21 protein-coding genes are annotated in these 19,368 nt (G+C 66.7%); 4 read left to right on the forward strand and 17 right to left on the reverse strand.

Going from position 1 to position 19,368, the window contains the following annotated elements; genetic code table 11:
- Positions 1 to 26: 26 nt before the first annotated feature.
- Positions 27 to 935, reverse strand: coding sequence for an aquaporin (locus NXY83_RS12505; RefSeq protein ID WP_258802541.1), 909 nt, complete (start codon positions 933 to 935; stop codon positions 27 to 29).
- A 196-nt stretch (positions 936 to 1,131) separates the two neighbouring features.
- Here NXY83_RS12505 and NXY83_RS12510 point away from each other — a divergent pair, with 196 nt between their 5' ends.
- Positions 1,132 to 2,229: an ADP-ribosylglycohydrolase family protein gene (locus NXY83_RS12510; RefSeq protein WP_258802542.1), complete on the forward strand. Its 1,098-nt coding sequence runs from the start codon at positions 1,132 to 1,134 to the stop codon at positions 2,227 to 2,229.
- On the opposite strand, the gene NXY83_RS12515 is transcribed toward NXY83_RS12510, so the two are convergent.
- Both NXY83_RS12515 and NXY83_RS12520 read right to left on the reverse strand, forming a co-directional pair.
- Positions 2,213 to 2,686, reverse strand: coding sequence for a DUF4395 domain-containing protein (locus NXY83_RS12515; RefSeq protein WP_258802543.1), 474 nt, complete (start codon positions 2,684 to 2,686; stop codon positions 2,213 to 2,215). The genes NXY83_RS12510 and NXY83_RS12515 overlap by 17 nt on opposite strands.
- A gap of 151 nt (positions 2,687 to 2,837) precedes the next feature.
- Positions 2,838 to 3,830 (reverse strand): exonuclease domain-containing protein, encoded by a 993-nt coding sequence (locus tag NXY83_RS12520; RefSeq protein ID WP_258802544.1) that lies wholly within the window; start codon positions 3,828 to 3,830, stop codon positions 2,838 to 2,840.
- A 67-nt stretch (positions 3,831 to 3,897) separates the two neighbouring features.
- Between NXY83_RS12520 and NXY83_RS12525 the strand changes: the two genes are divergently transcribed.
- A complete protein-coding gene (locus tag NXY83_RS12525; protein WP_258806208.1) occupies positions 3,898 to 4,734 on the forward strand; it encodes a DedA family protein in 837 nt (278 codons plus the stop codon).
- Positions 4,735 to 4,806: 72 nt separating this feature from the next.
- Here the strand turns inward: NXY83_RS12525 and rdgB are convergent, their stop codons facing one another.
- The 6 genes from rdgB to clpS all read right to left on the reverse strand — a co-directional run bounded on the left by rdgB (position 4,807) and on the right by clpS (position 9,156).
- On the reverse strand, positions 4,807 to 5,463 hold the full coding sequence (gene rdgB / locus NXY83_RS12530; RefSeq protein WP_258802545.1) for an RdgB/HAM1 family non-canonical purine NTP pyrophosphatase: 657 nt from the start codon (positions 5,461 to 5,463) through the stop codon (positions 4,807 to 4,809).
- Positions 5,460 to 6,218: a ribonuclease PH gene (gene rph, locus NXY83_RS12535; RefSeq protein ID WP_309484075.1), complete on the reverse strand. Its 759-nt coding sequence runs from the start codon at positions 6,216 to 6,218 to the stop codon at positions 5,460 to 5,462. Before rph ends, rdgB begins: the two co-directional genes overlap by 4 nt.
- 64 nt (positions 6,219 to 6,282) lie before the next feature.
- Positions 6,283 to 7,080, reverse strand: coding sequence for an MBL fold metallo-hydrolase (locus NXY83_RS12540; protein ID WP_258802546.1), 798 nt, complete (start codon positions 7,078 to 7,080; stop codon positions 6,283 to 6,285).
- Entirely contained in the window at positions 7,077 to 8,090 is a 1,014-nt protein-coding gene (gene murI / locus NXY83_RS12545; RefSeq protein WP_397427602.1) for a glutamate racemase, read from the reverse strand. The genes NXY83_RS12540 and murI overlap by 4 nt, the downstream gene beginning before the upstream one ends.
- A 123-nt stretch (positions 8,091 to 8,213) precedes the next feature.
- Complete coding sequence (locus NXY83_RS12550) at positions 8,214 to 8,780, reverse strand: DUF2017 domain-containing protein (protein WP_258802547.1); 567 nt, start codon at positions 8,778 to 8,780, stop codon at positions 8,214 to 8,216.
- Positions 8,773 to 9,156 carry an ATP-dependent Clp protease adapter ClpS gene (gene clpS, locus NXY83_RS12555; protein WP_258802548.1) on the reverse strand — a complete coding sequence of 128 codons (384 nt, stop codon included), beginning with the start codon at positions 9,154 to 9,156 and terminating at the stop codon, positions 8,773 to 8,775. The genes NXY83_RS12550 and clpS overlap by 8 nt, the downstream gene beginning before the upstream one ends.
- A gap of 216 nt (positions 9,157 to 9,372) precedes the next feature.
- Between clpS and NXY83_RS12560 the strand changes: the two genes are divergently transcribed.
- Together NXY83_RS12560 and NXY83_RS12565 are read left to right on the forward strand one after the other, a co-directional pair.
- Positions 9,373 to 10,701, forward strand: a complete 1,329-nt coding sequence (locus NXY83_RS12560; RefSeq protein WP_258802549.1) for a nicotinate phosphoribosyltransferase — start codon at positions 9,373 to 9,375, stop codon at positions 10,699 to 10,701.
- Positions 10,701 to 11,336, forward strand: a complete 636-nt coding sequence (locus NXY83_RS12565; RefSeq protein WP_258802550.1) for an isochorismatase family protein — start codon at positions 10,701 to 10,703, stop codon at positions 11,334 to 11,336. Before NXY83_RS12560 ends, NXY83_RS12565 begins: the two co-directional genes overlap by 1 nt.
- A gap of 81 nt (positions 11,337 to 11,417) precedes the next feature.
- Here the strand turns inward: NXY83_RS12565 and NXY83_RS12570 are convergent, their stop codons facing one another.
- The 8 genes from NXY83_RS12570 to NXY83_RS12605 form a co-directional block, all read right to left on the reverse strand.
- Complete coding sequence (locus tag NXY83_RS12570; protein ID WP_258802551.1) at positions 11,418 to 13,199, reverse strand: DEAD/DEAH box helicase; 1,782 nt, start codon at positions 13,197 to 13,199, stop codon at positions 11,418 to 11,420.
- Positions 13,199 to 13,540 (reverse strand): DUF3039 domain-containing protein, encoded by a 342-nt coding sequence (locus NXY83_RS12575; protein ID WP_258802552.1) that lies wholly within the window; start codon positions 13,538 to 13,540, stop codon positions 13,199 to 13,201. Before NXY83_RS12575 ends, NXY83_RS12570 begins: the two co-directional genes overlap by 1 nt.
- Before the next feature lie 95 nt (positions 13,541 to 13,635).
- Entirely contained in the window at positions 13,636 to 14,415 is a 780-nt protein-coding gene (nagB, locus tag NXY83_RS12580; RefSeq protein WP_258802553.1) for a glucosamine-6-phosphate deaminase, read from the reverse strand.
- A 30-nt stretch (positions 14,416 to 14,445) separates the two neighbouring features.
- Positions 14,446 to 16,017: a transporter gene (locus tag NXY83_RS12585; protein WP_258802554.1), complete on the reverse strand. Its 1,572-nt coding sequence runs from the start codon at positions 16,015 to 16,017 to the stop codon at positions 14,446 to 14,448.
- A complete protein-coding gene (locus tag NXY83_RS12590; protein WP_258802555.1) occupies positions 15,999 to 16,793 on the reverse strand; it encodes an ABC transporter ATP-binding protein in 795 nt (264 codons plus the stop codon). Before NXY83_RS12590 ends, NXY83_RS12585 begins: the two co-directional genes overlap by 19 nt.
- Before the next feature lie 101 nt (positions 16,794 to 16,894).
- A complete protein-coding gene (locus NXY83_RS12595) occupies positions 16,895 to 17,125 on the reverse strand; it encodes a DUF3253 domain-containing protein (protein ID WP_258802556.1) in 231 nt (76 codons plus the stop codon).
- Positions 17,126 to 17,196: 71 nt separating this feature from the next.
- The gene (locus NXY83_RS12600) at positions 17,197 to 18,294 is read right to left on the reverse strand and encodes an NADH:flavin oxidoreductase/NADH oxidase (protein ID WP_258802557.1); all 1,098 of its coding nucleotides are present in this window, start codon (positions 18,292 to 18,294) and stop codon (positions 17,197 to 17,199) included.
- Complete coding sequence (locus NXY83_RS12605) at positions 18,294 to 19,346, reverse strand: tetratricopeptide repeat protein (RefSeq protein ID WP_258802558.1); 1,053 nt, start codon at positions 19,344 to 19,346, stop codon at positions 18,294 to 18,296. Before NXY83_RS12605 ends, NXY83_RS12600 begins: the two co-directional genes overlap by 1 nt.
- Positions 19,347 to 19,368 lie beyond the last annotated feature (22 nt).

Raw genomic sequence — 19,368 nt, forward strand, 5'->3', positions numbered from 1 at the left:
TTGCGTAACCGCCGCAGTTGCCGGAATCAGCCCCGCTTGCCTTCGAAAAACTCCTGCGCCTCGTTGGCCGTGCCATCGCCCACTCCGCGGACGCTGTCTTTCCGCCCTTCGCCGCCGGCGTTGCCGGTAAGCATTTCCGGCGCCGGTTCGAGGTCAACGCCTGTGCCGCCATGCGCGGGAGACACGGCAAGGAAGCTGCGGGACAGCAACCCGGCGATGGCTGCACCCACCAGCGGCGCGGCAAGGAAGACCCATACCTGCTCCATCGCCCAGCCGGAGCTGAACAGGGCGGAGGCAGCGGCCCGTGCCGGATTGAACGGCAGGTTGCCCACTGACTGTCCCAACTGCAGAAGGGCAGCGAACGCCAATCCGACGGCAACCGGCGCGGCGATGCCGCCGGTGCGGTCCCTGGCGGCCGCACCAAGGAAGACGGCCACAATTATGGCTGCACCCAGCACCTCGAGGAGCAGAACAGCGGTCAGGGGTGCCTGGATAATGGAGTGTTCACCGAAGCCGGCCGTGACGGTATCAAATGCAGTCCGGCTGTCGGCGATGCCGGGAAGCGTGCGCAACACCGCATAAAGGACCAGGGCGCCCGCCGCCGCCCCTGCCAGCTGTACAGCCGCGTAGGCGGCTGCCGCGCCGGCATGGATGCGGCCGGCCAGGAGGTGGCCCAGGGTGATGGCGGGGTTGAAGTGGCCGCCCGAAACGTGGCCGAAGGCAAGCATCGCGGCGGTCACGGCAAGGCCTGCGGCGAGCGCCGCAGGCAGCGGGCTGGACTGCGGGATGCTGAAAAGGGGCACGCCCAGTCCGGCAACTGCCAGGAACATGCTCCCGACCCCCTCGGCAGCCAGCCGGGGCAGAAGTCCGGGGCGGACAGCTGCCGGACCTCCCGGCAGCAGGGCGTCGCGTCGGGCTGGATTGGGGGTGCTCATGGTGGAACCTTCAGGTAGGTATGGGTACAGGCGCAGCGGCCCGGCAACCAGGACATCATTCCAGCCCAGGCTGTGCGTTTGCTGGACTGTCGTTGACTGGTAAGCGCATGCGGCGGGCCGCACTCATCGACGCGTGGCCTGTCCTGCGCATGCCGGGCAGGCCGGCGCTGCTCCCCCGCCACGGTAAATTTACTGCATGAGCATCGAGACCGGCGTTTCCGCGCCCACCCTGAAGTCCCGCATCCACGGCTGCCTGCTGGGTGGCGCGCTGGGAGACTCGCTGGGCTACGAGGTGGAGTTTGATGCGATCGACGTGATTCGTCGCCGCTTCGGCCCGGACGGCCTGACCGGCTTTGCTGCGTTTTCCGGCGGCAGCCATTTCTCCGACGATACACAGTTGACCCTCTACACCGTGGACGGGCTTGTGGAAGCACTGGAATGGGCGAACTCGGGTGTAGGCGCGGACGTCAACGCCTGCCTCTGGCTGGCATACCTGCGGTGGCTCAGCACCCAGGGCGAGGCTGCGGGACCCTCTGCGCCGACGCCGCAGGCCCGCTGGATCGACGGGAACACGGTGCTCCACCAGCGGCGCCATCCCGGGAAAGCCTGCATCTCCGGCCTGGCAACCGGCGAAATGGGTACCTCCGTGCGCCCCGTGAATCCGGCGTCGAAGGGTTGCGGGACGGTGATGCGTTCCGCCCCGTTCGGGCTGATCCCGCACATCACGCCCGACGCCGTCTACAAGTTGAGTGCCGATGCGGCCTCGTTGACGCACGGCCACCCGTCGGCCCGCCAAAGCGCTGGGATCTTCAGCCTCCTGATCCACCGCCTGGCCTCAGGCGAAGGACTGCGTGAAGCGGCCGCCGGCGTGACGGCCCACGCGGCCAATATCACTGACGTGGCGCCGGAACTGCCGGAGCGGCTCCAGGCAGCCCTCGCACTGGCTGACAAGGGCGTTGTGCCGCCGGAGGAACTGGTGCGGACGCTGGGTGAGGGCTGGGTTGCCGAGGAGGCGCTCGCCGTCGCGCTTTATGCGGTACTCGCCACCCTCCCGGACGATTCCGCCGCAACCGGCCCGGACACCCTTCCCGTCCAGCACTTCCGCGCAGCCGTGGCCCTGGCCGTCAACCACAGCGGTGACAGCGACTCCACCGGCTCGGTGGCCGGCAACATCCTGGGGGCCCACTACGGGGAGGACTGCCTGCCCGGCGATTGGCTTAAAGCATTGGAAGCTCCTGAGGTCATCCGGGGCATGGCGGACCAGTTGGTGGGGGTCACTACCGGCGAAGGCTGATGTTGTTGCAGGCCTCGCAGACTTCTTCCGGAATAAGCCCGCGCCGCTGCAGGAACCCAAAAATCACGCAGCCCAGGCAGAAACCGAGAAATGCTTCCAGCGAGGCCGCGACGATGAGGATGCCCAGAACCGTCCAGGCCGCCGGTACGGCACCGGCGATGAACAGCAGCAGGGCTGCGGTGGAGACGAAGGCTCCCATCCCCTGGGCAAAGCGCTTGGGCGGACCCGGCACCAGCTTCACCTTTCCCAGCCTGGGCGTGATGACTTTAACGGACAGCAGGGCCAGAGGTGAGATCCGCGGGCCGAACAGCACGCGCAGCCAGAATCCGACGGCGATGGCCAGCAGTCCCCATCCAGAGCCGGTCGCAGCCGTGACCAGCGCCAGGAGCACAACGAGCCCTGCCGTCACGCGGGCGGCATATTCATTGACGGGATTAGGGAACGCAAACAGGGACATGCTGCAAGGCTAGGAGCGGGCGGATGCGCAGGAAAGCTTTATTGCGTCCCATGAACTTCGCGCAGCTTCCCGGCGTGGTTTGCCTTGGCGCTTTAACCTGGCGTAAGCGTCGCCCGGGTGACCCTGCCCGCGCTTGCCAGTGGCGGGGGGACTACGCGCTTCCCACCATCTGCAGGAACTCGCCCTCGGACAGTACCTCAATCCCCTGTCCGCGTTCATGCAGTTCCAGCACACGGCGGGCCTTGCCTGTCAGCCTGCCCGAGCGAAGGTCGGAAGCCACAAACCCGTCGCCCACCACCAGGACGGTGGTGCGGCCGGTCACCCGGCTTTCGGTACGGGCTCCAACCTCGGCGGACCGCACTTTGGCTTCCGGCCGCCCGATGGTCAGCTGTCCGGTGAAGACAAGGGTTTGCCCATACAGCGGATGGCCCGGCTCAGCGAGCGGATTGGGATCGGGATTGATGCCTTCCTCCGGCCAGCCGGACTGGAAGGGACGGACAAGCGCCGCGCCGTTGCCGGAAGCACCGGCGACGGCCGCCAGGCTGGGTTTGGACAGCGTGTCCACGGCCGGGTCGAATGCCTGCTGGCGGGGCATCACCAGGCCGAGCGAGAGGTAGAGCTCGGCAAGGCTGTTGGCACCGTTACGCCTGGCGATGTCCATCAGGATCCCGGCGCATGCCCGGGCGTCCTCGGCGGCGTCGTGATGATTGACCAGCGGCACACCGGCTTCCTCGGCGGCAAACGGCAGGGAGTTGGACACCAGCGAATAGCAGCGCCGGGACAGCATCACGGTGCACACGTAGTCGTAGGCGGGGCCCGGAAGCCCGGAGACCTCGAGGGCGGAACGGATCACGCCGAGATCAAACGCCGCGTTGTGTGCGGCCAGGACGTCGTCACCGATAAAGGCGCCGATTTCGGCGAAGAGTTCCCCAAAACGGGGCTGCCCGGCCACCTGCGCGGCGCTGATGCCGTGGATCCGGACGTTGTGGTAATCGAAGTGGTCGTAGTTGGGTGGTGGCCTCATCAGCCACGAGGCTTCCTCCACGATGCGTCCGTTCCGGACCTTGGTGAGCCCTACCGCACAGGGCGAGCCCCGGAAGCCGTTCGCCGTCTCAAAGTCGATCGCAGTAAAGTCCAAACCCACGGGCCAACCTTACCGCCGGAAGCCGCCCAAACCTGTCAAGTACCCTTGAGGGGTGAACTTTCCTGTGATGAACGACTTCGCTGTGTCCATGCTGGGGGGTGCAGGACCGGTCCAGCCGCACATGGCATCCTTCCTGCCCGACTGGCTGAACCCCCAGATTTTCCTGGCCGATCCCGCCCTGGCCCCGTGGGTGGTCCTGCTTGTATGCGGCATCGTCTTCGCGGAAACCGGCCTGCTGGTGGGTTTTTTCCTGCCCGGCGACTCCATGCTGTTCACCGCGGGCCTGCTCGTGGCCACGGACACCATCAAGTTCAACATATGGCTGTTTGCGCTGCTGATCATGATCTCTGCCATCGTTGGCAACCAGACGGGCTACCTGATCGGTTCGAAGGCCGGCCCGGCGATCTTCAACAAGCCCAATTCCCGCCTCTTCAAGCGCGAAAACGTCGAAAACGCCCATGCCTTCTTCGAAAAGCACGGCGGCAAGGCCCTGATCCTGGCCCGCTTCGTCCCCATCATCAGGACTTTTGTTCCGGTGATCGTGGGCGTTGCCCAGATGAACAAAAAGAAGTTCTTCCTGTTCAATGTGATCGGGGCCGTCCTGTGGGGCGGCGGCGTGACGCTGCTCGGCTACCTCCTGGGCGACCGTATCCCGTGGGTCCGCGAGAACCTGGACATCATCTTCATCGTTATCGTGCTGGTTTCGGTCCTGCCAATCGGTGTGGAGGTCCTCCGCGGCCTGTCCGCGAAGCGCCAGGCCGCCGCTTATGGCACCGATCCGGTGGATGAATTCATCGAGGAACACGCTCCGGAGGAAGAACACAAGACGCCCCGCGACATCCCGGATACAACGCAGGATGATTCCGCCCGGCCAGTCCGGCCCTCCACGAGGGTCGAAGAATAGTCAAACACGTGTGGCTCCCCGCTTCGGCGGGGAGCCACCTTTTTTGCCCAATCGGCAAACGCGGCAGTGGCGTTAAGCGTCTGCTGCCTGCAGCGCTTCCACGATCGCCGGCAGGAGGGCCCGGAACGCTTTGCCCCGATGGCTGATGGCGTTCTTTTCCTCGGCGGACAGTTCCGCGCAGCTGCGGTGGTCCCCTGCTGGCTGCAGGACTGGATCGTAGCCAAATCCGCCCTCACCGCGGGGCTCGCGCAGCAGGACGCCCTCCAGCTGCCCGTACTCCACCACTTCCCGCCCGGGGGCGCCGTCCGTCCCGGGCACGGCGAGGGCTGCGGCACACACGAACGCCGCCCCACGGTGCTGGTCCGGAACGTCCGAAAGCTGGTTGAGGAGCAGCGCCAGGTTGGCCGCGTCATCACCGTGACTGCCGGACCACCGGGCGGAGAAGATACCGGGCGCCCCGCCCATCACGTCGACGGCAAGCCCGGAATCGTCGGCAATGGCCACCAGGCCGGTGGCATCGGCCACGGCCCGCGCCTTCAGCAGCGAGTTCTCGGCGAACGTCACACCTGTCTCGACAACGTCGGGGGCACCTGCCGCCGCCGCATCCACCACCTGCGTGTCGACGTCGAGCCCTGGGAGCTGTCCACGCAGCAGCTCGCGCAACTCGCGGAGTTTGCCCTTGTTGTGGGTGGCGAGGACCAGCCGTGGGGAGGCACCTGCGGGAGTCACAGGGTGTCAGCCAGGGTTTCGCGCTGGATGGCAGCGAGCTGGGTGGTGCCGAGCAGTGCGAGGTCAAGGAGCTGGTCCAGTTCGGCGCGGTCGAACGGCGCGCCCTCGGCGGTCCCCTGTACCTCCACGAACTTGCCCGCACCGGTGACCACCACGTTCATGTCGGTTTCAGCCCGGACGTCCTCGATGTAGGGCAGGTCCAGCATGGGGACGCCGTCGATGATTCCCACCGAAACTGCTGCGATGGTGTCGATGAGGGGCTGGGCGTTTTTGGCGATCAGCTTGTTGTCGCGGGCAAACCGGATGGAGTCGGCCAGGGCTACGTAGGCGCCGGTGATGGCGGCCGTGCGGGTTCCGCCGTCAGCCTGGAGGACGTCGCAGTCCAGCACGATGGTGTTTTCGCCCAGGGCCCTGGTGTCGATGATTGAGCGCAGCGACCGGCCGATGAGCCGGGAGATCTCGTGCGTGCGGCCGCCGATCTTGCCCTTGACCGATTCACGGTCCGAGCGGGTGTTTGTTGCACGCGGCAGCATTGCGTACTCGGCAGTGACCCAGCCCCTGCCCTCGCCCTTCAGCCAGCGGGGAACGCCGGGTGTCAGGGAGGCGGTGCACAGGACCCTGGTGTTGCCGAACTCGATCAGTGCAGATCCCTCGGCCTGGTTGGACCATCCGCGGGTGATGCTGATGGGCCGGAGCTGATCCGGGGCACGGCCGTCGGCACGCACAATGGGCACTGCAGTTGCTTCAGAAGTCATGCCTTTAGCTTATCCATTGCGCGGCGGCCCTGACGGTGCCCGGTCACGGGCGCCGGCGTGCGGGCTAGATGGTGTAGTGCACTCCGGCAACGGCCACTGCGACGTCGCCGCCGAACGCGGGACGGGCCTCTGCCATCACGGTGGTCTGGGACGTCCACACTGGGATGTGCGTGAGCAGCAGGCGGCGGGCTCCCGCCGCCGCGGCAGCCTCCCCGGCGCGCTTGCCCGTCAGGTGGACATCCTTGATGCCGTCGTCGCGGCCTTCCTCGAAGGCCGCTTCGCACAGGAAAAGGTCAGCGTCCTTGGCCGCTTCCTCGAGCCCGGCGCAGGAATCCGTGTCGCCGGAGTAGGTCAGGGTGCGGGCGATCCTGTTGCCGTCCTTGTCCGGCTCCACCACCTCCACGCGGAGCGCATAGGCCTCCTCCACAGGGTGGTTGACGGCGAACGGCGTGACCGTGAACGGTCCTACAGTCACGGGTTGGCGCTCGGCCCAGTTGGTGAAGTCGAACTCCTCGTGCATACCGGGATCGAGGTCCAGTCCGTAGGCGGTGGCCATCCGGTCTGCCGTTGCCGCAGGCCCCCACACCGGGATTCTGCCTCGGCCCCAGCCGCCAGGCTTCCACCGGACGGCGACGTGCAGGCCGCAGAGGTCCATGCAGTGGTCCGGGTGGAGGTGCGTGAGGAAGATCGCATCAATGTCCTCAAGGTCCGTGTACCGCTGGATGGCGCCCAGGGCTCCGCTGCCCAGGTCCATGACCACTTTCCAGGTCCGTTCGCCGTCGGTGGCGGTCAGGAGGTAGCACGACGCCGGGGAGCCGGGACCGGGAAACGAACCGGTGCAGCCTACGATGGTCAGCTTCACAGGGCGGGACCTCCGCCCCGGCCGGCGTCCGCGAACCCGCTGCCCACAAAATTGGAAATCCGCGGACGGTTCCGGGCACTTTGCGCCGCGGCGATCATTTCAGGCGTGATGCGCGCCAGGCTTCCGGTGGGGTACTGCGCCGCCACATGGTCCACGTGGCGGACGGAGAGCACCTCGGGGCCCAGGAACCTCCTGGCCAGGGCCTCGAACTGGCCGGCGTCGCCAGTGGCCACAAAGTGGTGTTCCGGGGGCGTGCCCGCCCGGCGCTGGAGATCGTGGGTGGCCAGCGCCCGGTACACGTCCTTGGCGGTTTCCTCGGCGCTGGACACCAGTGTGACGTCGGCGCCCATGACGTAGGAGATGACTCCGGTCAGCAGCGGGTAGTGCGTGCAGCCCAGCACCACCGTGTCCACGCCGGCGGCCTTAAGCGGTGCCAGGTATTCCTCGGCAACGGCCAGCAGGGCCGTGCCGGTGGTAATCCCTGCTTCGACATAGCTCACGAATTCGGGACAGGCCACCGAGGTGATCTCGAGGTCCGGCGCGGCAGCGAAGGTGTCTTCGTAGGCCCGTGAGCCAATCGTCGCGGACGTGCCGATGACGCCCACCCGTCCCGTGCGCGTTGCCGCCACGGCCCGGCGCACGGCCGGCTGGATGACTTCAATCACCGGGATGCCGTACTTGGCCGTGTACCGTTCGCGGGCATCCCGCAGCACTGCGGCCGACGCCGAGTTGCACGCAATGGTGAGCAGCTTCACGCCGGAGTCCACCAGTTCGTCCATCACCCCCAGGGCGTTTGCCCGGACTTCCGCGATGGGCAGGGGGCCGTACGGCCCGTGGGCGGTGTCCCCCACATAAAGGATGGACTCGTTGGGAAGCTGGTCGATGATGGAGCGGGCAACGGTAAGGCCGCCAACACCGGAATCGAAGACGCCGATGGGGCGTGCTTCCAGGGCGGCGGCCGGCAGGTCGCTGGCTGTGGCGGCCTGTTCAGCTGCCGCTGACGGGTCCATGCTCGAGGCTGTTGTCATGATTATTCGAGGATAGGTGGTCCCTGAAGCGTCAGCCATCATCTTGTGTCCTGCGACTCATGTCTAATTTGTCACAGGGCACGCAGGTACGCTTGCGGGCACCTCTCAACGTCGGGTTTCCAGCGACTGCAGCATGGCCTGGACCAGGGACTCCTGCAGCCAGGTCGCGAAGTTGTAGACCAGGGCCAGGTAGCTTTCCACGTCCTCGGCCTGGGACCAGTCCTGCATGAGGTGGACGTGTTCGGCATCCTCCTCATCCCTGATGTCCAGGCGCTCGGCCAGGACCAGCCGGACGTCGTTCAACGCCATGGACCAATGCTTTGCACCCTCCGGCGTCAGCACAATCTCATCCTTGTCCAGGTCCAGCGCGGCGGCCCGCAGTGCCCCGATCTTGGTCTCGCGGAGGGACCGCTCGGTGAGCTGGCGGAACTCCAGGGACCCGGCGCCGTCGTCCTTCATGACGTTGGGCAGCAGCCGCTTGACGGCGCGGTCCGAAGGCTCTGCCACGTCCATGTCCAGGCCGACGAGGGCCGCCAGTGGATCCTGTCCGGTACGGTCCTCAGGCTGGAGCATGGATATCACATCGTCAATGAGGCTGCGCAGGAGTTCCCGCTCGGCCGGTTCGAGGTAGCCGGTGATTCCCTTGAGCCCGTATTTGAATGCCTTAGCCACGTTTCCCCTTGCCCTGGCCCGGTCCGCCGGACTTCCCTGAGTTCCCGCCGGGACCGCCGCTGGCCTTTTCCACCGTGGCCCACAGCCCGAAGCCGTGCATGGCCACGGCATGGCGCTCCACCTGTTCCTTGCTGCCGTGCGCAACGATGGATCGGCCCTTCTTATGGACCTCCATCATGAGCTTGTTCGCTTTGCTCTCCGAGTAGCCGAAGTAGCTTTGGAATACATAGCTGACGTAGCTCATGAGGTTGACGGGATCGTTCCAGATCACCAGGTTCCAGGGGATGTCCGGTGCGGTCAGTAAGTCTGTGGACTCCGCTGTTCCGGTCCGGGTGCCCTCCTGTGTATCAGGGCCGAGCGCAACGCTTAAGGTCATCTGTCCATTCTATGGGGAGGATGGGCCCACGCCGGGGCGGGGGCCCCGCGGCGAAGCGAAGCGAGACGTGGGAGCCGGTGGATGGGCCCACGCCGGCGAGGGCCCCGCGGCGAAGCGAAGCGAGACGTGGGAGCCGGTGGATGGGCCCACGCCGGCGAGGGCCCCGCGGCGAAGCGAAGCGAGACGTGGGAGCCGGTGGGGACTAGAGTGACTTTCGTGAGTACCTCTGCCGGCTGGGACCATCCCCGCACGTCCTTTTACACTGACCACTACGAGCTGACCATGCTGCAGGCGTCGCTTCATTCGGGCGCCGCGCACCGCAAATCGGTGTTCGAGGCGTTCGCCCGGCGGCTGCCGGACGGCCGGCGCTACGGCATTGTGGCAGGTACCGGCAGGTTGCTGGAAGGCATCGCGAATTTCCGCTTCGGTGAGGCCGAACTGGACTTCCTGGCCCGTACCAAGGTCGTCAATGAACAGACGCTGGAGTACCTGTCGTCCTACCGTTTTTCCGGGGATATCTGGGGCTATCCAGAGGGTGAAGCGTACTTTCCGCACTCCCCCATCCTGATTGTCGAGGCAACGTTCGCCGAGGCCTGCATGCTGGAGACGTACCTCCTGTCCGTCCTGAACCATGACAGCGCCATCGCCTCCGCCGCCTCCCGTATGGTAAGCGCCGCGGGCGGGCGCCCCTGCATCGAGATGGGCTCCCGGCGCACGCACGAGGAAGCGGCCGCTTCCGCCGCACGCGCTGCCGTCATTGCAGGATTCGACAGCACCTCGAACCTTGAGGCGGGTGTCCGCTACGGCATCAAGACTGTGGGTACCGCCGCCCACTCCTTCACGCTGTTGCACGACAGCGAGCGTGACGCCTTCGAAGCCCAGATTGCGTCGCTCGGGGAGGGCACGTCCCTCCTGGTGGACACGTACGACGTCGAAACGGCCGTGCGTGCGGCCGTGGACCTTGCCGGTTCCCGGCTGGGGGCTGTGCGGCTGGACTCAGGTGACCTGGTCACGCAGGCCCAGTGGGTACGCCGGCTCCTGGACGATTTGGGCAACGAGAACACCAAGATCGTGGTCACGTCCGACCTCGACGAGTACGCGATTGCAGCGCTGCAGTCGGCTCCGGTTGATTCCTATGGCGTGGGCACTTCCCTGGTGACCGGTTCCGGTGCGCCCACCGCGAGCATGGTGTACAAACTGGTGAGCCGCACAGACGACGACGGAAACTTCATCTCCGTCGCAAAGGCCGCCAAGAACAAGGCCAGCGTGGGCGGACGCAAGTACGCGTTGCGGAAGCTGGATGAACGGGGCACGGCCACCGCCGAGATCGTGGGCGTGGGGCACCGGCCTGAGGACGACGGCAATGACCGGCCGCTGCTGCAGCAGTTCATGAAAAACGGCGAGCTGCTGCCGGGGTGGACCGGGCACGAAGGAGTGCTCCGGGCGCGCCAGCGCCACGCCGATTCCATGGCCGAGCTGCCGCCCGTGGTCAACCGCCTGCAGCGCGGCGAGGCCGCCATCCCCACCATCTATGAGGAGAACTGATGTCGCGTGCTCTGATCATCGTCGATGTCCAGAACGATTTCTGCGAGGGGGGTTCGCTCGCCGTCCAGGGCGGCGCCAAGGTGGCCGGCGCCATCAGCGACTATGTGGATGCCCACCACAACGAGTTCGACCACATTGTCGCCACCCAGGACTGGCATATCGATCCCGGTGACCATTTCTCGGACACCCCTGACTTCAAGGACAGCTGGCCGCCGCACTGCGTGGCGGGCACCCGCGGCGCGGAGCTCCATCCGGACCTGGACACCGAGTACATCCAGGCGTACTTCCAGAAGGGCCAGTACGCTGCTGCCTACTCAGGCTTCGAAGGGCTCCTGGCCCCTGAGGATGCCGTGCCCACCGGTGAGCGCCAGCCCGGGGCACTGCCGGGCGGGGACCCTGACAGGTTCGCCCCGGACGAGGACGCCATCGGGCTGGACGACTGGCTGCAGAGCCACGATGTGGAAGACGTCGTGGTGGTGGGAATCGCCACCGACTACTGCGTGATGGCCACGTCCCTCGACGCTGTCCAGGCAGGCTACTCAGTCACCGTCCTCCGCTCCCTGACCGCGGGCATCGCCGAGGACCTCGAAGAGGCCATTGCGGAGATGGAGCTTGGCGGAGTGGATGTCGCGTAAGGCCTGACGAGTGCAGCAGGCAGGCAAACCAGTGGCCCGGGTGCTGTGCACCCGGGCCACTGGTTGCTGGAGCACGTCCGCTTATTTGCGGCCGATGAACCAGTCCTGAAGCTTCCGCAGGCGGGACTGCAGCTGTTCCTCGTTGGCCTGGGCCACGGGCGGCCCGCCACACACGGTCCGGAGCTTTGTGTGCACCACGCCGTGGGGTGTGCCGGTCCGGGCGGACCACGCGGCGACGTTCTTTGCCAGCTCGTTCCGCAGGTCCATCAACATGCGGTGGTCGGGGACGGCCGGAGCCTGGCTTTCAGCCGGCGCCGGTGCCTTCCGGTTCTTCCGGTTCAGCTGCTCGTGCTGCCGCTGCCGAAGGAGCGTACCCACCTGCTCTGCGTCCAGCAGCCCGGGGATGCCCAGGAAGTCCATCTCGTCGTCGGACCCCACTTCGCCGCCCGTGCCGAACTCGCCGCCGTCAAAAAGCACCCGGTCGAACGATGCCTGCGAATCCAGGGCCTCGAACTTGCCCTTGGTGAGGCTGTCCGAGGCTTTATCCTCGCGGTTGGCCTCCTCCATCAGCGAGTCTTCCGGATTGAAGAGGCCGTCGCCGTCCTCCTTCTCCGGACGGTCCAGCGCGTGGTCCCGTTCCGCTTCCATGGAGTTGGCCAGCGCCATCAGCTGGGGAACCGACGGCAGGAAGACCGACGCCGTCTCGCCCCTTTTGCGCGCACGCACGAAGCGGCCCACGGCTTGGGCGAAGAACAGCGGAGTGGACGTGGAGGTGGCGTACACCCCGACGGACAGCCGGGGAACGTCGACGCCCTCGGACACCATGCGGACGGCCACCATCCAGCGGGTTTCTCCTGCCGAGAACTCCTCGATCTTGCTCGAGGCCTTGGCGTCGTCGGAGAGGATGACAGTGGGTGACTGCCCCGTAATCCTCTTCAGCTGGCCGGCGTAGGCGCGGGCGTCCTCGTGGTCGGTGGCAATCACGAGGCCCCCGGCGTCGGGCACCGTACGGCGCACTTCGCTGAGCCGTTTGTCCGCCCCGGCCAGGACGGCAGGAATCCATTCGCCCGCCGGGTTCAGGGCTGTCCGCCAGGCGTGGGAGGTGATGTCCTTGGTGACTGCTGCCTCACCAAGCGACGCGGCCATTTCCTCCCCCGCGCTGGTGCGCCAGCGCATCTGGCCGGAGTAGGCCATAAACATCACTGGCCGGACCACGTGGTCCCGCAGGGCATTTCCATAACCGTACGTGTAGTCGGCCTTCGAACGGCGAATGCCGTCGCGGTCCTCGGCGTATTCAACGAACGGGATGGGCGAGGTATCCGAGCGGAACGGCGTACCTGTCAGGGACAACCGCCGGACGGCAGGATCGAAGGCCTCCCGGAGGCCGTCGCCCCAGGACAGGGCTTCACCGCCGTGGTGGATTTCATCAAGGATGACCAGGGTCCGCGCAGCTTCTGTCTTGGCCCGGTGCAGCAGGGGCTTGCTGGCCACCTGGGCATACGTGACGGCGACACCGATGAAGCCGCGGCCGTGCTGGCCGTCGGAGTTCTTGAAGTTGGGGTCGATGGCGATGCCCACCTTCGCCGCCGCGTCCGCCCACTGCCGCTTGAGGTGGTCCGTGGGCGCCACGATGGTTACCCTGTTGACGGCGCCTGAGTCGATGAGCGTGGACGCCACCCGCAGCGCGAACGTGGTCTTACCGGCACCCGGAGTTGCTACCGCCAGGAAATCCCGGGGACTCTTGCGCAAATACAGGTCAAGTGCTTCCTGCTGCCAGGCACGGAGTTTCGGGGCGGTTCCCCAGGCTGCGCGTTCCGGATAAGCCGGAGGCAGGGTGGGGCCGCCAAAAAGCGTCTCCGTCACTATTTGTTGTTGCCCGAGTCCCCTCCGGGACCCTTGCCGCCGTCGTTGCCCGGGCGGAGGCCCTCATAGACCTCTTTGCACATCGGGCACACCGGGAACTTCTGCGGATCCCGGCCCGGCGTCCAGACCTTGCCGCACAGTGCGATGACGGGGTCGCCGGTCAGCGCGGACTCCATGATCTTTTCCTTGCGCACGTAGTGGGAAAAGCGCTCCCGGTCGCCCGGCTCCACCTCCTGGCGCAGTTCCTCGCGCTCGATGGTGGCTGTGGACGAGCCAGCCCCGGAAAGCTCGCGCATCGGGTCGTTTTCGAGAGGGTCCGTCATGCTAGTCATGCCAACCATCTTAGCTGTTACGGTGGCGGGACGTTCGACGGCGGCACGTCCGGCACCGCCCGCCGTCGGCCCTTTTCGCGGTGCTTCAGCACGGATTCCGCAGGCTAAAGGCCTTGCCAGGCAGGCTTGTTGTCATACGTATGCCGGTAAAAATCGGCGAGCTTCAGCGCCGAGGCCGCCGCCTCGTCCACCAAGACGGTGGCGTGCGGATGAAACTGCAGCAGCGAGGCAGGGCAGATGGCCGAGACAGGTCCCTCCACGAAGTCGCGCACGGCCTGTGCCTTCTGCGCCCCGGTGGCGAGCAGGATCACATGCCGGGCCTCCATGATGGTGCCCAATCCCTGGGTCAGGACATGATGCGGAACCTCGGCCAGGCTGTTGAAGAACCGGGCGTTGTCACGGCGTGTCTGTTCGATCAGGCTCTTGATCCGGGTGCGCGACGCGAAGGAGGAGCCGGGCTCATTGAAGGCGAGATGGCCATCGGTCCCCACTCCCAGGAGCTGCAGGTCTACACCGCCGGCTGCCGAGATGGCTTCCTCGTAGGCCTGGCACGTCGCGGGGATGTCCCCGGCGGAGCCGTCCGGGCCATGGACGTTGTCCGGCGCTATATTCACACGGCTGGTGAACTCCCGGCGGATCACTTCCCGGTATGACTCGGGATGCCCGGCGGGCAGCCCTACATATTCGTCCAGGGCAAAGCCGCTGGCCTGGCTGAAGTCCAGCCCCTGCCCGCACCGCTCCGCCAGCTGGTCATAGACAGGCAGCGGCGAGGATCCCGTGGCAAGTCCCAGCACGGCGTTCGGCTTCCGCCGCAACAGGTCCTCGATGGCGTCCGCCGCCAGTTTTCCGATCTGCCTGCTGCCGCCAAGGATGACTACTTCCATTGCTGTTCCCTCCTGCCGTGCCCGCTTCCGTCAGCGGTTGACTGCCACCTGGGCCAGTAGCTCAGGACCGCGCGCGTCCAGCCATTTTCCGCCCAGCCGCACACCCACCACAAACAGGGCAAGGCCCAGGACGGTTCCCACGGCGAGGTTGATCCAGCCGAAGAGGCTGTTGCCGGTCACCAGTTGCGCGATCAGCAGGGCAGCCTCGGGCAGGACAAGGAGCAGGAGTACCAGCATCCCGCCGAACTGCACCGCCAGGGTCTGCCCGACGTTGCCCGGCGGCTTCTTGAAGGGGCTGTCTCCGGGCAGCGGTACGGCAACGGTGTACCGGGCTGACACTACGGAGGCCAGACCCAGACCGGTGAAGAGGGTTCCCAGGCTCAGCCCCAGCTGGCCCGGCAGGGCTTGCCAGTCGCCCGTGAATGCGGAATGGCCCACGGCGAACACGAGCACCACGGGAAGGGCGAATGCAAGGCACGCCAGGGCGCGGCCCAGCCTGTCGGCCACTCCCGGGACGCCTGTGGCAAGGTGCAGGGCAAATGCCGTGTTGTCGTATGAGACGTCGGCGGAGATGGACCAGGCAAGGATGAAGGCGGACAGCGGGGCCAGCACGGCAAGGCTGGAGTAGTCCCCCATTTGAGCGCCCTGGAATGCCAGCACCACGGGCAGCAGCGGAATGACCACCAGGGAACCCGAGTACCGCGGGTCGCGGAACCAGTACGTCAGTGACCTGGCCATGACTGCTCCGGCCGGTAGTGAAGGCAGGAGCCCCAGCAGTCCCAGGCTGCTGCCCTTGCGTTTGCCGCTGCCGGCGAAGGGCGGCGTGACGAGAGCCCGTTCCAGCAGGAGTTTCCAGCACCACGCCATGGCAGCAAGCGTGCCAACGGAAACAAGGAGCTTCAGTGCGGCCTCATCATACTGGCCGGCATGGACGTCGCCGGCCAGGGACCAGGGTGCACCAAGCGGGGTCCAGGACATTACCCGCGCGAAATCCGGCAGGAAGCCCGTCGAAGCGGAGATTCCCTGGCCAACCCCCGCCACGATCGGCCCCATCAGGACCAGGGGCACCATGAACGCGATTGCACTGATGTCCTTGAAGCGCCGGGAGGCCGCCAGGCTTGCAGTCGCCGTGGTCACCACCTTGGCGAGCACAACACAGGTCATGACGCCCAGTGCCGCACCCAGCAGGGCCGCGAGCGCGGGCAGCACGCCGCGGAACCACGTCACCACGGTGGACAGCGCCACAAGGGCAGTAGCCACGCCTGGAATGCCGATCAATCCGCCGAGTGCCAGGCCCGCGAGCATCTGTTTCATCGGTATGGCGAAGGTGGTGAAGCGGGCAGGATCCAGGGTCATGTCCGTAGCTGAGGCCACCACGGGGATGATCCCCCAGCCGAGGACAGCGGCAGCGCCCCCCAGCACCAGAGCCGTCTGCGCGAGTTCGGGTTCGGCAGTGCGCAGCAGGATCAGGGCCACCACAAGTGTGCCGACAAGGCCCAGCGCGTAGATCCCCGCGAAAGCCAACCCCACCAGCTGCCAGGGGCTGCGGCGGAGCCCGTTGCGCAGCAGCGTCAGCTTCAGCCTCAGAAGGTGCGCAACCATTCCAGCCCTTCCGTGTGGCTCCGGCCGCCCACAAGCTGGACGAACCGGTCTTCCAGGGATGCGCCGCCGCGGACCTCGTCCACCGTCCCGGCGGCCAGCAGCCGGCCGCCCGCCACCACGGCCACGTGGTCGCACATCCGCTGGACGAGGTCCATCACATGGCTGGATACGATCACCGTGCCGCCGGATGCCACATAGGTGTCCAAAATGGAGCGGATGTTGGCCGCAGACACGGGATCCACCGCTTCGAAGGGTTCATCCAGGACGAGGAGGCGCGGTGCGTGGATCAGGGCGGAGGCGAGCGCAATCTTCTTGGTCATGCCGGCCGAATAGTCAACCACCAGCGTTCCGGCGTCCTGCGACAGGTCCATGGCTGCCAGCAACTCCCCCACCCGCGACGCCACAACGTCTTTCTGCATGCCCCTCAGGAGGCCGGAATACGTGATCAGCTGCTCGCCCGTCAGCCGGTCGAACAGCCGCACGCCGTCGGGCAGGATGCCCATCAGCTTCTTGGCTTCCAGCGGCCGGGTCCAGACATCCACGCCGTGCACCACCGCCGTGCCGAAGTCCGGACGCAGAAGCCCGGTTGCCATGGACAGCGTGGTGGTCTTGCCGGCACCGTTCGGGCCGACAATTCCGAAGAAGGAGCCCGCGGGAACGTCGAGGCTGATTCCGTCCACCGCGATCTTGTCGCCGAACCGTTTGGCAAGGCCTCGGATGGACAGCGCCGGCACAGGTCCTGCATGGGGTGCCGGGTCTGGTTGCTGAGCAGTCATGAAGCCAGACTAGCCCTCTGGTTGCGGCAGCGGGGTCCTCCTGCAGGAGTAGCAAAAAAGGCGTACGAAGGCATTCCTGCCAACGGCAGGACCGCTGGCTCCTACCGCACCTTCCGGATGCGGATCGGGCCCTTGGCATTGGAGGGATCAACCACAGAACCGCGCTGGGTGATCTGGACTTCCCCCGCATCTACCAACCGCCGCGCAGCCCGCCGGGCCGGCTCCATGAGGTCGCGCCAGTTGTCACCGCCCACGGCACGTGCTGCCTCCGAGGGGCAGATGGTGGACGCCGCGGCCCTGGCGGCCAAAAGCTCCAGGATGGTGGCTTCCAACTGCTGGTCGATCCTGTTACCAGGGACTTGCGCCTTTTGGCGCTGGGGACCGGTCATCACTGATGCGGCGGTCAGAAGGTGCGCCGCGGCAGGGCCCGCTCGTACTGGGGCGCCCAGCTGACCTCGTGGCCAAGTTCGAATGCGGCGCGCAACCACCAATGCGGGTCCCGCAGGGCTGCCCTGGCAATGAACACGGCATCGGCCTGCCCTGTGGCGATGGCGTGCTCGGCCTGTCCTGCCGAGGTCAGCAGGCCAACAGTTCCGGTGGGAACACCCGATTCCTTCCGGATGGCGGCAGAAAATCCGGTCTGGTATCCGGGGCCTGCCTTGATCTGCTGATGGGCCACGGCTCCGCCGCTGGACACGTCGATCAGGTCCACCCCGTGCCCCGCGGCCTCGCGGGCAAGGCGGACCGAGGCCGGCAGGTCGATTCCGCCTTCGGCCCAGTCGCTGGCGGAGATCCTCAGCAGCAGCGGCATGGAGTCCGGGATGACGGCCCGCACAGCATCGATAACGGCAAGCATCAGGCGGTTCCTGCCCGCCTCATCCCCGCCCCATGCGTCGGTCCGGGTGTTGATCAGCGGGCTCTGGAACTGGTGCAGGAGGTAGCCGTGCGCCCCGTGGATTTCGACAGTGTCGAAGCCGGCGTCAACTGCCCGGACGGCGGCGGCCGCGAAGTCCCTGATGACCCCCGCGATCTGTTCCTCATCCATCGCGGCGGGCGCGGCATAACCGTCAAACGGCGCCGGCGAGGGCCCCACCGTGGTCCAGCCGCCGTCGGACTCCGGAACGCTGCCGTGCTTGGCGGAAAAGGGCCAGTACGTCGATGCCTTCCGGCCCGCATGGGCCAGCTGGACGCCAATTTTGGTGTCCGCCGCCCCGTGGCGGTGCACGAAGTTGGTGATCCGCTGCCAGCCTTCGGCCTGGACGTCATTGTAGAGGCCGGCATCGCGGGGGCTGATCATGCCTTCGTGGTTGACGGCTGCGGCCTCAGTGAGAATCAGCGCGGCGCCGCCGGCGGCGAAGGAACCCAGGTGCATCAGGTGCCAGTCGTGCGGAACGCCGGGCGCGTCGCCGGGGTCACAGCTGTACTGGCACATGGGCGACACCCAGCCACGGTGCTGGAGCTCCAGGGAGCGCAGCTTCAGCGGCTCGAAAAGCGCCGGCACTAGAAGAGGACCCTCGCAAGGGCCTGCCGCGCCTTGCCAACGCGCTCGTCCGATGCGCCCACCACGTCGAAGAGTTCCAGGAGCCGGACCCGTGCGGTCTCACGTTCCGGACCGAAATTCCTGCCGATGAATGTCACCAGGCGGTTCAGGGCGTCTTCCACGTGCCCGCCCGCAACATCCAGGTCCGCAACGCCCAGCTGGGCCTCCAGGTTGTCCGGCTCGTTGGCGGCGAGCGTACGGAGGGCTTCGCTGTCCTGCTCAGACAGCGGCTGCAGCCTCGCCATGAGCTCCACCTGGGCAAGCCCGGCCTTGGCTTCGTGGTCGGCTGGCATTTCCTTCAGTGCCTGCCGGTAGGCATCAGCGGCAGCTTCGTAGTCGCCGGCCTCGATGGCATCGAAAGCGGCCTGGTGCAGCGGCGGAAGTGGTGCGGGCTCCGGTTCTTCACCGGCCCCGCCGTTCAGGCTGCCGGTCACGCCGTTGGCGGCAGCCACTTTCAACAGTTCGTCAAAGAGGCTGCGCACCTGCTGCTCCTCCGCGCTGCCTTGGAACAGCGGCACGGGCTGGCCCTTGAGGACCGCGACGGCGGTGGGAACGGCCTGCACCTGGAATGCCTGCGCAAGTTGCGGGAAGGCGTCGATGTCTGCGGCACCGAGGACCAGCCGGCCGCCATAGCTGGCCACCACCCGGTCAAGGGTGTCCACCATGCCGGTCGATTCCGGAGAGTACGGGGCCCACAGCGCGAAGACCACGGGCACCTGCATGGACAGTTCCACGAGCTGCTGGAAGTTGGCCTCGGTCACGTCGACCCTCAACTCGGGCCCGCCGCCGGACTGCGCCCCTTCCGGTGCTTTGGCCGACGGTGCTGCCGTCCCGGCCGGTGTACCTGTCCCGGGCGGCGTACCTGTCCCGGCGGGTGTTCCTGTCCCGGCGGGTGTTCCTGTCCCGGCGGGCGCCGCCGGCCTTTGCTTCAGGGTGGACAGGTCGACGGCGCCACGCAGGTTAAGCAGGTTGGCAGCGGCTGGAGGGACTGGGCGGGAAGCTGGCGAACTCATGCTTTCCACTTTAGCCACTCCG

The organism is Pseudarthrobacter sp. NS4, assembly GCF_024758005.1.
Lineage (GTDB): Bacteria > Actinomycetota > Actinomycetes > Actinomycetales > Micrococcaceae > Arthrobacter.